11 protein-coding genes are annotated in these 13,349 nt (G+C 54.3%); 6 read left to right on the plus strand and 5 right to left on the minus strand.

Features of this window, described 5'->3' with window-relative positions; all coding sequences use genetic code 11:
- Nucleotides 1–23: 23 nt before the first annotated feature.
- Both lolA and ftsK read right to left on the minus strand, forming a co-directional pair.
- Nucleotides 24–650, minus strand: coding sequence for an outer membrane lipoprotein chaperone LolA (lolA, locus tag WF513_RS08770; protein WP_339083327.1), 627 nt, complete (start codon nucleotides 648–650; stop codon nucleotides 24–26).
- 29 nt (nucleotides 651–679) lie between these two features.
- Nucleotides 680–3,079 carry a DNA translocase FtsK gene (gene ftsK / locus WF513_RS08775; protein ID WP_339083329.1) on the minus strand — a complete coding sequence of 800 codons (2,400 nt, stop codon included), beginning with the start codon at nucleotides 3,077–3,079 and terminating at the stop codon, nucleotides 680–682.
- Nucleotides 3,080–3,312: 233 nt separating this feature from the next.
- Here ftsK and trxB point away from each other — a divergent pair, with 233 nt between their 5' ends.
- From trxB to infA, 4 genes are all read left to right on the plus strand, one after another.
- Nucleotides 3,313–4,263, plus strand: a complete 951-nt coding sequence (gene trxB / locus WF513_RS08780) for a thioredoxin-disulfide reductase (RefSeq protein ID WP_339083331.1) — start codon at nucleotides 3,313–3,315, stop codon at nucleotides 4,261–4,263.
- A gap of 63 nt (nucleotides 4,264–4,326) precedes the next feature.
- Nucleotides 4,327–5,007 carry a leucyl/phenylalanyl-tRNA--protein transferase gene (gene aat, locus WF513_RS08785; RefSeq protein ID WP_339083333.1) on the plus strand — a complete coding sequence of 227 codons (681 nt, stop codon included), beginning with the start codon at nucleotides 4,327–4,329 and terminating at the stop codon, nucleotides 5,005–5,007.
- A 56-nt stretch (nucleotides 5,008–5,063) separates the two neighbouring features.
- Nucleotides 5,064–5,768, plus strand: coding sequence for an arginyltransferase (locus tag WF513_RS08790; RefSeq protein WP_339083335.1), 705 nt, complete (start codon nucleotides 5,064–5,066; stop codon nucleotides 5,766–5,768).
- Nucleotides 5,769–5,872: 104 nt separating this feature from the next.
- Nucleotides 5,873–6,091, plus strand: coding sequence for a translation initiation factor IF-1 (gene infA, locus WF513_RS08795; RefSeq protein ID WP_002553999.1), 219 nt, complete (start codon nucleotides 5,873–5,875; stop codon nucleotides 6,089–6,091).
- A 114-nt stretch (nucleotides 6,092–6,205) separates the two neighbouring features.
- Here infA and clpA read toward each other — a convergent pair whose 3' ends face one another.
- Complete coding sequence (gene clpA, locus WF513_RS08800) at nucleotides 6,206–8,476, minus strand: ATP-dependent Clp protease ATP-binding subunit ClpA (RefSeq protein ID WP_339083337.1); 2,271 nt, start codon at nucleotides 8,474–8,476, stop codon at nucleotides 6,206–6,208.
- 29 nt (nucleotides 8,477–8,505) lie between these two features.
- The gene (clpS, locus tag WF513_RS08805; protein WP_339083339.1) at nucleotides 8,506–8,868 is read right to left on the minus strand and encodes an ATP-dependent Clp protease adapter ClpS; all 363 of its coding nucleotides are present in this window, start codon (nucleotides 8,866–8,868) and stop codon (nucleotides 8,506–8,508) included.
- A gap of 226 nt (nucleotides 8,869–9,094) precedes the next feature.
- Between clpS and cspD the strand changes: the two genes are divergently transcribed.
- Nucleotides 9,095–9,358, plus strand: coding sequence for a cold shock domain-containing protein CspD (gene cspD / locus WF513_RS08810; RefSeq protein WP_339083340.1), 264 nt, complete (start codon nucleotides 9,095–9,097; stop codon nucleotides 9,356–9,358).
- A gap of 70 nt (nucleotides 9,359–9,428) precedes the next feature.
- On the opposite strand, the gene icd is transcribed toward cspD, so the two are convergent.
- On the minus strand, nucleotides 9,429–10,685 hold the full coding sequence (gene icd / locus WF513_RS08815) for an NADP-dependent isocitrate dehydrogenase (protein ID WP_339083342.1): 1,257 nt from the start codon (nucleotides 10,683–10,685) through the stop codon (nucleotides 9,429–9,431).
- A 360-nt stretch (nucleotides 10,686–11,045) separates the two neighbouring features.
- Between icd and WF513_RS08820 the strand changes: the two genes are divergently transcribed.
- Complete coding sequence (locus tag WF513_RS08820) at nucleotides 11,046–13,271, plus strand: NADP-dependent isocitrate dehydrogenase (RefSeq protein ID WP_339083344.1); 2,226 nt, start codon at nucleotides 11,046–11,048, stop codon at nucleotides 13,269–13,271.
- Nucleotides 13,272–13,349: the final 78 nt, after the last annotated feature.

Here is a 13,349-nt window from a genome sequence, read left to right on the forward strand (position 1 = left end):
AAAATCTCGTGCTCTTAGGCTTTTTACTCTTGAATCACGTCCGTGCCGGCCGGGATCTCAAACGTGAACTGCGCATCGTCCTGCGGCTCATTCATTTTCACGCTGAGGAAAAGAATGTTGGTGCGTTGACCGATACTGTCGATCAGCTGCATATCGTTGAGCACCTTGTTACGAAACGACAGACGCAGGCTGTCGAACAGGGTGTCTTTAGATTTTGGTTTAAGAATGAAATCGACCACATTGCCGCCTTCTTTGTGGCTGATTTCGAAGTTCTCACGAATTTTTGAAACGTCACCAGAAAGCAACAACGCTGGGGTGTGGGTCAAGCGCTGATCCAACGTCTGGATGGTCACTTGCTGCAAGTCCGGGTCATACAGCCAGACTTTCTCACCGTTGGAGACCAGTAACTGCTCCATCGGAGCATCAGTGTGCCAGCGAAACAAGCCCGGGCGCTTGAGCGCAAGTTGGCCTGAAGTTTCCTGCAGCTGGGTGCCGCTGCCGTCTAAGGTCAGCTGGGAAAAACGCGCCGTAATGGTCTGCGCTTGGTTGAGCAGCTCGGTTAAGCGCTGCACCGCCACTTCGTCGTCAGCCATAGCGGCCACGCTGGTAAGACTTAATACGCTCAGCAACAACATGCGAATCAGGCGCATGGGACTCCTTATCAATTCAGGGCGAGGCTTTAATCGCGAACGGGGCTAGGTGCTATGACCTCGCGAGAGCCATTTGTGTTCATTGAGGTAACCACACCGGCCATTTCCATGGCTTCGATCATGCGTGCGGCGCGGTTATAGCCGATTTTCAGCTTGCGCTGCACCGCCGAAATAGAGGCCCGGCGGCTTTCCAAGACGAAATTGACCGCCTCATCGTACAGCGCATCTGTTTCGCTATCGTCACCACCCTCACCGCTGCCTTCGAAGCCACTACCGGCCTCCTCAGCACCGTTAAGAATTTCTTCAATATAGTCTGGCGTACCGCGCTGCTTCCAGGCTTCGACCACGCGGTGGACTTCTTCATCAGAAACAAACGCGCCGTGGACACGGATAGGCAAACTGGTGCCCGGCGGCATGTAAAGCATGTCACCGTGGCCCAACAACTGTTCAGCGCCGCCTTGATCAAGGATGGTTCGCGAGTCGATCTTGCTAGATACCTGGAAGGCCATGCGCGTTGGAATGTTGGCTTTGATCAAACCGGTGATCACATCCACTGAAGGTCGCTGGGTCGCGAGAATCAAGTGAATCCCCGCCGCACGGGCTTTCTGCGCGATGCGCGCAATCAGCTCTTCAACTTTTTTACCGACGATCATCATCATGTCGGCGAATTCGTCGACCACTACCACGATGGTAGGCAGAGGTTTCAGCAGCGGCGCTTCGTCGTGGATGCTTTCGCGCTTGTACAGCGGGTCGGGCAGTGGTTCACCAGCATCGATGGCATCCTTAACTTTGCGGTTGAAGCCCGCCAAGTTACGCACACCCATTTTCGACATCAGCTTATAACGACGCTCCATTTCGGCCACCGACCAGCGCAGCGCGTTGGCGGCTTCCTTCATGTCGGTCACTACCGGGCATAACAGGTGCGGAATACCCTCATAGATCGATAATTCGAGCATTTTCGGGTCGATCATGATTAAGCGCGCCTCTTCCGGCGTGGACTTAAACAAAATCGACAGGATCATGGCGTTGACCCCGACCGATTTACCCGAGCCGGTGGTGCCTGCGACCAACAAGTGCGGCATGCGTGCCAAGTCCGTGATGATCGGCTTGCCCGCAATGTCGTGACCCAAGGCCAAGGTTACCGGGGATTTGGCATCGTCATATTCGGGGGATGACAACACCTCTGAGAACCGCACGATTTGACGGTCTTCGTTGGGTATTTCGATGCCTACGGTGGTCTTGCCAGGGATGACTTCCACCACACGCACACTGGGCACGGCCAATGAACGGGCCAAGTCTTTGGCCAGGTTTGAAATGCGGCTGACTTTTACCCCGGCGGCTGGTTGAATTTCGTAGCGAGTGATCACCGGGCCCGGATGAATCGAGTCAACCGAGACCTCGACACCGAATTCCTTAAGCTTAATCTCCAGTAAATGGCCCACTCCCGCCAACGACTCAGGGGAGTAAGCAACCTTTTTGACTTCTGCGGGGTCAAGTATGGAAATCGGCGGCAGCGTGCCCTCGATGGCGCTGTCAACGAACAGCGGCGCCTGCTTCTCTTTCAGGACGCGCTTGCTAGGTTCTGCAGCTTTTGGTGCCGCCTGTGGTGTGATGACAGGGGCCGGGCGGTTGACCCGATCAGTCATATGTTTGTTTAGCGACTCCTCGCGCGCAATCAAGCGTTCTTTGACTTTGGCCTGCTCGCTGCGGTCCAGCACGATCGGTGCGGACACTTCACTGACGCGCTCGTCAACTTCACGCAGCTGCGCCGCCAATTCTTTGCGCTCAACTCGCGCACTCCACCAGCGGTTGGCCAAGTTTTGAATCAGCTCAAGTAAATCCAGGGTGATTTTGCCTGTGAGGTCCATCACTTTGAACCAGGACAGGTCAGTAAACACCGTCAGCCCAAACAGAAACAAAGCAATAAACAACAGCGTGCTGCCCTGGATGTTGAGTGCGGCCGTTGCTAACACCCCAATGCTTTCACCTAGAGCACCGCCAGCAGAAGCCGGCATGGAGGTGTTCACATCAAAATGGATAAAGGCCAGCGCCGCGCCTGATAAGACCAAGAACACCAAACCAATCAGCCGCCAAGAAAACAGCCAACCACTCCACTGCCATGGCTGATGACGGGCGCGGAATACTTGCAACGTTTTTACCGCCAGCAACAGCGGGAACAGGTACGCGAAGTAGCCCAATGCCATAAATAAAACATCAGCGAACCAAGCGCCAGCTCGACCGGCGGCGTTCTGTACTTGCTCGACATTGCTGGTATGAGTCCAGCCTGGGTCCACTGCGTCATAGGTAAGCAGCGCCATCCACAGGTAAAGGCAGAGTGCGCCTAAGCCAATCAGCGCGCCTTCTTTTAATCGATAAGGGAGCTGCTGACGCCAGAGAGGGAGTTGTGCGGTTGGGCTAGATTTCTTCAAAACGCATGTGTTCCTGCGTCAGAGACGCCGAATAGAGGATTAACAATTAAAATTGTGTGGCGATTGTACGGGTTTAACCGGGCCGTGGCATGTCCAGCCATTCGCTCAGGCCGGCTCTGGCGCTTGACTCTCGCTCTTTAGCCGCTTCGGTGTAGCATATCGACCGATATCTTCCGTGCAGCTCAATTGGAGCATGCATTCTCTTTTGTGACAAAGGCTTATGGGGTGTTTTTATGAGCGAAGTCAAGCATTCACGCTTGATCATTCTGGGTTCCGGTCCTGCCGGTTATAGCGCTGCCGTTTACGCTGCCCGCGCCAACCTCAAACCCGTGATCATTACCGGCATTCAGCCGGGTGGCCAACTGACCACTACCACTGAAGTCGACAATTGGCCGGGTGACGTTCAAGGTCTAACCGGCCCAGCACTCATGGAGCGCATGCAAAAACATGCCGAGCGCTTCGATACCGAGATTCTCCACGACCATATCCACACCGCCGAGTTGCAGTCACGTCCCTTCACCTTGAAAGGTGATAGCGGTACCTACACCTGCGATGCGCTGATCATTGCCACTGGTGCATCGGCGCAATACTTGGGCTTGCCCTCGGAAGAAGCATTTGCCGGCAAGGGCGTATCCGCTTGCGCCACCTGCGATGGCTTTTTCTACCGCAACCAAGTGGTTGCAGTGATTGGCGGTGGCAACACCGCCGTTGAGGAGGCCTTGTACCTGTCGAATATCGCCAAAGAAGTTCACTTGGTGCACCGCCGCGACAAGCTGCGTTCGGAGAAAATCCTCCAGGACAAGCTCTTCGACAAAGCCACCAACGGCAATGTGGTGCTGCACTGGAATCATTCGTTGGAAGAAGTGCTGGGCGATAACACCGGCGTTACCGGTGCGCGCCTCAAGGATGCACAAACAGGTATCACCACCGACCTGCCGTTATCAGGTGTATTCATCGCTATCGGTCATAAACCCAATACCGATTTATTCCAAGGGCAACTGGAGATGCGCGACGGCTATTTACTTATTAAAGGTGGCAATGAGGGCAATGCCACCGCCACCAGTATTGAAGGCGTGTTTGCTGCCGGCGACGTGGCCGATCACGTTTATCGCCAAGCCATCACCTCCGCTGGCGCAGGTTGCATGGCAGCGCTGGATGTCGAGAAATTCCTCGACGACAATTAATCACTTTTTAGGCGGGCCCAACGTCCGCCCTACCCTCCTCTTCGCTCAACCTCGGCTCTGCCCATGCTGACTTGGCTGCAACGCGACTCGCTGACATTCCCGCCGCTGAACAAAGCGCTGCGCGAGCCCAATGGCCTGCTGGCTGCCGGCGGTGATCTGCGGCCTGAGCGCTTGGTTCAGGCTTATCGCCACGGTTGCTTCCCTTGGTTTCAGGATGGGCAGCCGATTCTCTGGTGGTCGCCGGATCCGCGCACTGTTTTGCTGCCCGACGCGCTGCACATCTCACGCAGCTTAGCCAAAGTGCTGCGTCAAGGTCGTTACCAGGTGACCTTTGACCATGCGTTTGCCGAGGTGATTCGCGCCTGCGCAGCACCACGCAGTTATGCAGCTGAAACGTGGATCACCAGCCCCATGCAGAACGCCTACCTTGAATTGCATAAGCGCGGCGTAGCGCACTCAGTCGAAGTTTGGTGCGATGGCGAACTATCAGGCGGCCTATACGGCCTGGCCATGGGCCAGCTCTTTTTTGGTGAGTCGATGTTCAGCCGTGGGGATAACGCCTCTAAAGTTGGCTTTGTCAGCTTGGTTCAGCATTTGAAAGATTGGGGCTTTGTGTTGATTGATTGCCAGATGCAAACAGATCACCTGCTCAGCCTTGGCGCTCAGACGATTTCACGCGCGGATTTTTCCCGTTACCTGAGTCAGCATCTTGACCAACCTAATCAGGCTGACTGGGCTGCCTAGGCGAGCGCGCTAAGCTGCCTTACACTGAATGCAAGACCCGTCCTTGAGAGCCAATCATGACTGAGCTGGCCCGCCTGAAGTTTTACGCCACTCAACCACACCCCTGCAGCTACCTGCCTGACGAGGAAGCTACAACGTTATTCCTCGACCCCAGTCGGCCCATGGATGCGGATGTCTACGCTGAGCTGTCAGAAATGGGCTTTCGGCGCAGCGGTGACCACCTTTACCGCCCCCACTGCCAGCGCTGTTCAGCCTGTGTTCCGGCGCGCATTCCTGCTGCGCAGTTCAGCCCTAATCGCCAACAACGTCGTATATTCAAACGCAATCAAGACCTTGAAATACGCTTGGTTAAACCGGCATTTACCGAAGAATATTACGAGCTTTATGTACGCTACATCGAACAACGCCATGCTGATGGCGATATGTACCCGCCAAACCGCGAACAATTCGCGACATTTCTCGTACGTGATCTGGTCTTTACCCGCTTTTATGAATTCCGCGAGAATAACCGTCTCCTGGCTGTAGCCGTCACTGATGTGCTACCCAATGGGTTGTCTGCGGTGTACACCTTTTATGAGCCCAGCGAGGAACGACGCAGCCTCGGGCGCTTTGCCATCCTCTGGCAAATTGCCGAAGCAACCCGCTTAGAGCTGCGAGCGGTGTATCTGGGTTATTGGATCAAAAACTGTCGCAAGATGAGTTACAAGACCCAATACCGCCCTATCGAGCTGTTTATTAATCAGCGCTGGATCAGCGCTTAACCGAAGCCCTTGGCGCAAACTACAAATTTCGGGCACAATGCACGCCGCTTTTGCCTGGCGCCAGTTGCACCGGGCCATTCATTGGATACCGAGGGCTTTACTGCATGTCGAAAGAAGACAGCTTCGAAATGGAAGGCACTGTCGTCGACACCCTGCCCAACACCATGTTTCGTGTGGAGTTGGAAAATGGGCACGTCGTTACTGCGCACATCTCCGGAAAGATGCGCAAAAATTACATCCGCATTCTCACTGGTGACAAAGTTCGTGTTGAACTTACGCCTTATGACTTGAGCAAAGGGCGTATCACTTACCGCGCCCGTTAACAGGCCTGGGGAAATTTAGTTTTCCCGGCATCTGTTACACCAAGCTCCAGTAAAAACGCCCAGCAATGCTGGGCGTTTTTGTGGGTGCAAGAAAGCAAACTTTAGGTTTGCCTGTTAGGCAAGCTCAGCTGTGGTTTCGAAATCGAAGGTCAACTCACCGTTTTCGATATCGATATTCACGACGCCACCATGATCAGCCAGCTCACCAAATAGGATCTCTTCAGCAAGCGGCCGCTTGATCTTGTCCTGGATAAGCCGCGCCATCGGTCGAGCGCCCATCTGAACGTCATATCCACTTTCCGCCAACCAGCTTCGCGCGGCGTTGCTGACTTCCAGCGTGACGTGTTTGTCCTCAAGCTGCGCCTGCAGTTCGGTAAGGAACTTGTCGACGATACTTTTGATCACCTCATGGCTCAGACGGCCGAACTGAATAATGGTGTCCAGACGGTTGCGGAACTCCGGCGTAAAGCTTTTCTTGATCACTTCCATGGCATCAGACGTGTGATCCTGGTGAGTGAAGCCAATAGAGGCACGCGCGGCTGTTTCAGCACCGGCATTGGTGGTCATGATCACAATTACGTTACGGAAATCTGCTTTGCGCCCGTTGTTATCCGTCAGGGTGCCGTGATCCATGACCTGCAACAGCAGGTTAAAGACTTCCGGGTGAGCCTTCTCGATCTCATCAAGCAGCAGCACGCAGTGCGGCGTTTTAGTGATTGCCTCAGTCAGCAAACCGCCCTGATCAAAACCAACATAGCCCGGCGGCGCACCAATCAGCCGTGAAACAGTGTGACGCTCCATGTACTCGGACATGTCAAAGCGAATCAGCTCAACACCCAGCGCCTTGGACAATTGCCGCGCTGCCTCGGTTTTACCAACCCCGGTAGGGCCGGCAAAAAGGAAAGAACCCACTGGCTTGTCAGGCGCTTTCAGCCCTGCGCGTGACAGCTTGATTGCAGTTGAGAGTGAATCAATTGCGGCATCTTGACCAAACACCGTGAGCTTCAGATCACGCTCAAGGTTACGCAGCAGTTCTTTGTCCGAGCTGCTGACATGCTTTGGCGGAATACGCGCTATTTTCGCCACTATAGCTTCGACCTGCGCCACATCAATACGGGTCAACCGCTTATCGACTGGCTGCAGGCGCTGGTAGGCACCGGCTTCGTCAATCACATCGATGGCTTTGTCCGGCATGTGCCGGTCATTGATATAACGTGAGGCGAGCTCGGCGGCTGCACGCAGAGCCTCATCGCTGTACTCAATGCCGTGGTGTTGTTCGAAGCGGCCCTTGAGCCCTCGCAGGATGCCAATGGTGTCTTCGACCGAAGGCTCAACCACGTCAACTTTTTGGAAGCGCCGCGCCAGAGCACGGTCTTTCTCAAAGATGCCGCGAAACTCTTGGTAGGTCGTCGAACCGATGCAGCGAATTTCACCCGATGACAGCATAGGCTTGAGCAGATTGGACGCATCCATTACCCCACCCGACGCTGCACCGGCACCGATGATGGTGTGGATTTCATCAATAAACAGGATGGCGTGCGGACGCTTGCGCAGCTCATTGAGTAGCGCCTTGAGGCGCTTCTCGAAGTCACCACGGTATTTGGTGCCCGCTAGGAGCGCACCGAGGTCAAGTGAGTAGACCACGCTGTCGGCAAGCAGATCAGGTACTTGGTTGTCGACAATGCGTTTAGCCAAACCCTCGGCGATGGCTGTTTTACCCACTCCGGCTTCACCGACTAGTAGCGGATTATTTTTTCGCCGACGGGCGAGAATCTGCGCGACGCGCTCAACTTCAAGTTCACGACCCACCAAAGGGTCAATGCGACCTTGGCGAGCCAACTCATTCAGGTTACTGGCGTAAGCATCCAGAGGGTTGCTGGAGCTGGCGGATTCGCCACCCTCTTCGTCCGGCATTTCTTGTTCGCTTTCCGCATGACCGCTGTGACCAGGGACCTTGGAGATGCCGTGAGCAATAAAGTTGACCACATCGATGCGCGCGACGCTCTGCTGCTTAAGCAGAAATACCGCTTGGCTTTCCTGTTCGCTAAAAATAGCGACCAGTACGTTGGCTCCGGTCACTTCACGTTTGCCGGAGCTTTGTACGTGAAACACTGCGCGTTGCAGAACACGCTGAAAACCCAGCGTAGGCTGCGTCTCGCGCTCTTCATCATGCTGCGGAATCAGCGGTGTGGTGGAGTCAATAAATTCCTGCAGTTCTTGCCGCAGTTTATCTAGGCTGGCCCCGCACGCGCGCAAAACACCGGCGGCGGCCTCGTTATCTAGGAGGGCCAGTAGCAAGTGCTCAACCGTCATAAATTCATGACGCTTGGTACGAGCCTCCTTAAAAGCCAGATTGAGGGTGACTTCGAGCTCTCGATTTAACATAGCTTCACCTCATGCCCAAGTGGCCGGCGTTAACCGTCCTTCTCAATTTCACAGAGTAGCGGATGCTGGCTCTCTCTCGCATATTGATTCACCTGTGTTGCTTTGGTTTCAGCAATATCACGGGTGAACACTCCACACACTGCACGCCCCTCTGTATGGACGGTCAGCATGATTTTGGTCGCCTGCTCTCGGTTAAGGCTGAAAAACCCCTCGAGTATCTCGACCACAAAATCCATAGGGGTGTAGTCGTCGTTAAACAAAATCACTTTATACATGGGAGGAGCCTGCAGATCAGGCTTGGATTCCTGGACAGCTATGCCCACGGAATCGTCCTCATAATCTGCGGGGCGATCCTGATTGAATGTTAGTCGAATCTGGCTACGTGCATGCATGCTGAATTGCTTCGTTAATGGGCGAGTAGTCTGTACTGGACAGAGTTTGAACGGCTTCTCAGCCACTTGCAGCATTGCCTTGACTATCGGCAAAAGGGTGTTACAAACAATGAGTACCTTGAGTGGGTACAAAGGGGTTTCACAGGGTTTCCGGCTTGCGCCAATTAGCCTGTGGAATGAGTGGATGATACTCCAGCTATGGAGTCCTTTGCAGAGGGATATCAGCATGGTTAGCGGTAAGGTCAAGTGGTTCAACAACGCTAAAGGCTACGGATTCATCCTCGCTGATGGTCAAGATGACGACCTGTTCGCCCACTACTCGGCCATCCAAATGGACGGCTATAAAACGCTGAAGGCTGGCCAGCCGGTAAGCTTCGATATTATTCAAGGCCCCAAAGGGCTGCATGCGGTTAACATCGGCGGGCCTAGCGTCACCACTGACGCCCCTTCCCCAGTCAAGCAAGCCCAAGGCTTAACTGCAGAAGCCTGAGTCGTCCTCGGCAGTTAGACAGCCACAAAAAAGCCGGTCAGATGACCGGCCTTTTTATTTTCTGATTTGCTTACATGTGCGAAATCATGGCGTCACCGAATGCCGAGCAAGACAGCAGCTTGGCACCGTCCATCAGGCGCTCAAAGTCATAGGTCACAGTCTTGGCCGAGATAGCGCCATTGGTGCCCTTAATGATCAGATCAGCGGCTTCAGTCCAGCCCATATGGCGCAGCATCATTTCAGCGGAAAGGATCAGCGAACCTGGGTTCACTTGGTCCTTGCCGGCGTACTTCGGTGCAGTGCCGTGGGTGGCTTCGAACATCGCGATGGTGTCGGAGAGGTTGGCGCCAGGCGCAATACCAATACCGCCAACTTCAGCGGCCAACGCGTCAGACAGATAGTCGCCATTGAGATTCAGGGTGGCGATTACGTCGTACTCAGCGGGACGCAGTAGAATCTGTTGCAGCATGGCGTCAGCGATAGCGTCTTTGACGATGACGTTTCTGCCACTTTTCGGATTCTTGAACTGCATCCAAGGGCCACCGTCGAGCAAGGTGGCGCCGAACTCTTCAGCAGCAATTTCGTAGGCCCACTCTTTGAAGGCACCTTCGGTGAACTTCATGATATTGCCTTTATGCACGATGGTCAGCGATTCGCGATCATTATCAATCACGTACTGCAGTGCTTTGCGGGCAAGGCGCTTGGTGCCTTCTTTGGAAACCGGCTTAACGCCGATACCGCAGTCTTGGTCAAAGCGGATCTTGGTAACACCCATTTCCTCTTTGAGGAATTTGATGACTTTGATCGCTTCCGGCGAGCCGGCCTTCCACTCGATGCCGGCATAGATGTCTTCCGAGTTCTCACGGAAGATGGTCATGTCGACGTCTTGCGGTTTTTTCACTGGGCTAGGCACGCCTTCGAACCAACGTACTGGACGCAGGCAGACGTAGAGGTCCAACTGCTGACGCAGGGCCACGTTGAGTGAACGAATACCGCCGCCCACGGGCGTGGTCAACGGGCCTTTGATGGAAACGACGTAATCTTTGACCGCGTCCAGCGTTTCCTGGGGCAGCCAGGTGTCTTGGTCGTAAATCTGAGTGGCTTTTTCGCCGGCGTAGACTTCCATCCAGGAGATCTTGCGCTCGCCGCCGTAGGCTTTGTGCACGGCTGCATCAACGACTTTGATCATCACTGGACTGATATCAACACCTATGCCATCACCCTCGATAAACGGGATGATTGGATTGTTCGGTACGTTCAGAGAGGTATCGGCATTAACGGTGATTTTGTCACCGATTGCTGGCACTTGGATCTTTTGGTATCCCATGCTGGACTCCGTCTTGTGGTTAAACAGTCAGATTACCCGAGAGTAACCTACTTGAATCAGGTGGAACTATATGTCCGTTGGTCTTATGCGCCAAGGCATTCTGCGGCGCATGGCCTCGGTGATACACTGCGGCCACGACTGATAGGTCATAAGGCACAGGCGTGAAAACTAACGCTTAGGTCTTGAAACCTTTGATTGGCACATCGATTCAAAGGCTCGAACGCTCAACACTCTACTGGTGCATCCAACATCACAGCGCCTAGACCTCGATTTCAAGCCCGATTATTCCTTGGGCTCAAACGCTTATCAGCGCATGTCGAGTGCTTATGTACGCTCAGCAAAGAAGAGAGTTAACTCTAAATGCCTACCCCTTCGAAGATCATTTATACCTTCACTGACGAAGCCCCAGCCCTTGCGACCTATTCGCTCCTGCCTATTGTAGAAGCCTTCGCAGCCTCTGCTGGAATTGCCGTCGAAACACGCGACATCTCTCTTGCAGCGCGCATCCTCGCAAGTTTCGCTGACCAGCTAGGTGCCGATAAGCAGATCGACGATGATTTAGCCAAGCTGGCAGTTCTGGCAACCTCACCTGAAGCCAATATTATTAAATTGCCCAACATCAGTGCTTCAGTGCCACAGCTTAAAGATGCGATCACAGAGCTACAGGCTCAGGGCTATAGCATTCCGGACTTCCCCGAAGACCCGCAAACAGCAATTGAAAAAGAGGCCCATGCGCGTTATAGCAAAGTGCTCGGCAGCGCAGTCAATCCGGTGCTGCGTGAGGGTAATTCTGACCGCCGCGCGCCCGCGGCAGTGAAGGCATTTGTGCGCAAGCACCCGCATTCGATGGGTAAGTGGAGCATGGCCTCACAGTCCCACGCTGATTACATGCGCGGCGGTGATTTCTTCTCCAGCGAGCAATCGATCACCATGGCCAAGGCTGGTGATGTGCGGATTGAGTTTGTTGGCGAGGACGGCTCTGTCGAGGTCAAAAAACAACTCACCCTGCAAGACGGTGAAGTCTTCGACAGCATGTACATGAGCTGCCGCAAGCTGCGTGAATTCTTTGAAAAAACCCTGCAAGACTGCAAAGAGACCGGCGTCATGTGGTCCCTGCACGTCAAAGCAACCATGATGAAAGTCTCACACCCAATCGTCTTCGGTCACGCAGTTAGCGTGTACTACAAGGGTGTGTTCGATAAGTACGGCAAGCTGTTTGAGGAGTTGGGCGTTAACCCCAATAACGGCATCAGCAGCGTCTACGACAAAATCAAATCCCTACCCGCATCGCAGCAAGAAGAAATTCTCGATGATATTCACGCCTGTTACAGCGATCGTCCAGAAATGGCCATGGTGGATACGGTCAAGGGCATCACCAACCTTCACATCCCCAGTGACGTGATTGTTGACGCCTCAATGCCAGCGATGATCCGCAGCTCCGGGCAGATGTGGGGTAAAGACGGCAAGCTCAAAGACACAAAAGCAGTGATGCCGGAAAGCACCTATGCCCGCATCTACCAGGAGATGATCAACTTCTGCAAAACCAATGGCGCATTCGACCCCACCACCATGGGCAGCGTACCAAACGTCGGGTTGATGGCGCAGAAGGCTGAGGAATACGGTTCCCACGATAAAACATTCGAAATGACCGCCAATGGCAGCATGCGCGTGGTATTGGCCGACGGCACCGTGTTGATGCAGCACGAAGTAGAAGCTGGTGATATTTGGCGCGCGTGTCAGACCAAAGATGCGCCGATCCGTGATTGGGTCAAGCTGGCCGTTACCCGCGCCCGCCAGTCCGCTACCCCGGCGATTTTCTGGCTCGATCCTGAGCGTGCCCACGACCGCGAGTTGCAAAAGAAAGTTGAAACCTACCTGCAGGACCATGACTTAACCGGTTTGGACATCCGCATGATGGATTACAACCAAGCCATCCGTCTGAGCATGGAACGGCTGATTCGCGGTCTGGACACCATCTCGGTTACCGGCAACGTGCTGCGCGACTACCTCACCGACCTGTTCCCAATTATGGAGCTGGGCACCTCGGCAAAAATGCTCTCTATCGTGCCGCTAATGGCCGGCGGTGGCATGTATGAAACCGGCGCTGGCGGCTCGGCGCCCAAGCATGTGCAGCAATTGATCGAAGAAAATCACCTGCGCTGGGACTCTCTCGGTGAGTTCTTGGCCATCGCCGTTTCGCTGGAAGAAACGGGTATCAAGACCCACAACCCTAAAGCCAAGCTGCTGGGTACAACCCTTGACGCCGCCACTGGCACGTTGCTTGACAGCAACAAATCGCCATCGCGCAAAACCGGCGAACTGGACAATCGCGGCAGCCATTTTTACCTAGCCCTGTATTGGGCGCAGGAGCTGGCGGCGCAGCGTGAAGATTTAGAGTTGCAGGCGCAGTTCGCCCCTCTGGCCAAAGCCTTGAGTGACGGTGAAGCAAGCATTCTTGCGGAACTCGCGGCTGTGCAGGGAAAGCCTGTTGATATTGGCGGCTACTACCGTTCTAACCCGCAACTGACTAGTCAAGTGATGCGCCCGAGTGCGACGTTTAATGCAGCTTTAGCTACCCTGAATTAAAACCACACCGACGCTGAATACCCTGTAACACCCCAAACCCCAGCCTTGCGCTGGGGTTTGGGCGTTTTGGCAGCGGTA

It is taken from the genome of Pseudomonas sp. TMP9, from assembly GCF_037943105.1.
Taxonomy (GTDB): Bacteria; Pseudomonadota; Gammaproteobacteria; order Pseudomonadales; family Pseudomonadaceae; genus Aquipseudomonas.

Excerpts from the sequence above, each read along its gene's own strand:
- lolA (WP_339083327.1), bottom strand. The coding sequence starts at position 650 with ATGCGCCTGATTCGCATGTTGTTGCTGAGCGTATTAAGTCTTACCAGC.
- trxB (WP_339083331.1), top strand. The coding sequence starts at position 3,313 with ATGAGCGAAGTCAAGCATTCACGCTTGATCATTCTGGGTTCCGGTCCT.
- aat (WP_339083333.1), top strand. The coding sequence starts at position 4,327 with ATGCTGACTTGGCTGCAACGCGACTCGCTGACATTCCCGCCGCTGAAC.
- WF513_RS08790 (WP_339083335.1), top strand. The coding sequence starts at position 5,064 with ATGACTGAGCTGGCCCGCCTGAAGTTTTACGCCACTCAACCACACCCC.
- infA (WP_002553999.1), top strand. The coding sequence starts at position 5,873 with ATGTCGAAAGAAGACAGCTTCGAAATGGAAGGCACTGTCGTCGACACC.
- clpA (WP_339083337.1), bottom strand. The coding sequence starts at position 8,476 with ATGTTAAATCGAGAGCTCGAAGTCACCCTCAATCTGGCTTTTAAGGAG.
- clpS (WP_339083339.1), bottom strand. The coding sequence starts at position 8,868 with ATGCATGCACGTAGCCAGATTCGACTAACATTCAATCAGGATCGCCCC.
- cspD (WP_339083340.1), top strand. The coding sequence starts at position 9,095 with ATGGTTAGCGGTAAGGTCAAGTGGTTCAACAACGCTAAAGGCTACGGA.
- icd (WP_339083342.1), bottom strand. The coding sequence starts at position 10,685 with ATGGGATACCAAAAGATCCAAGTGCCAGCAATCGGTGACAAAATCACC.
- WF513_RS08820 (WP_339083344.1), top strand. The coding sequence starts at position 11,046 with ATGCCTACCCCTTCGAAGATCATTTATACCTTCACTGACGAAGCCCCA.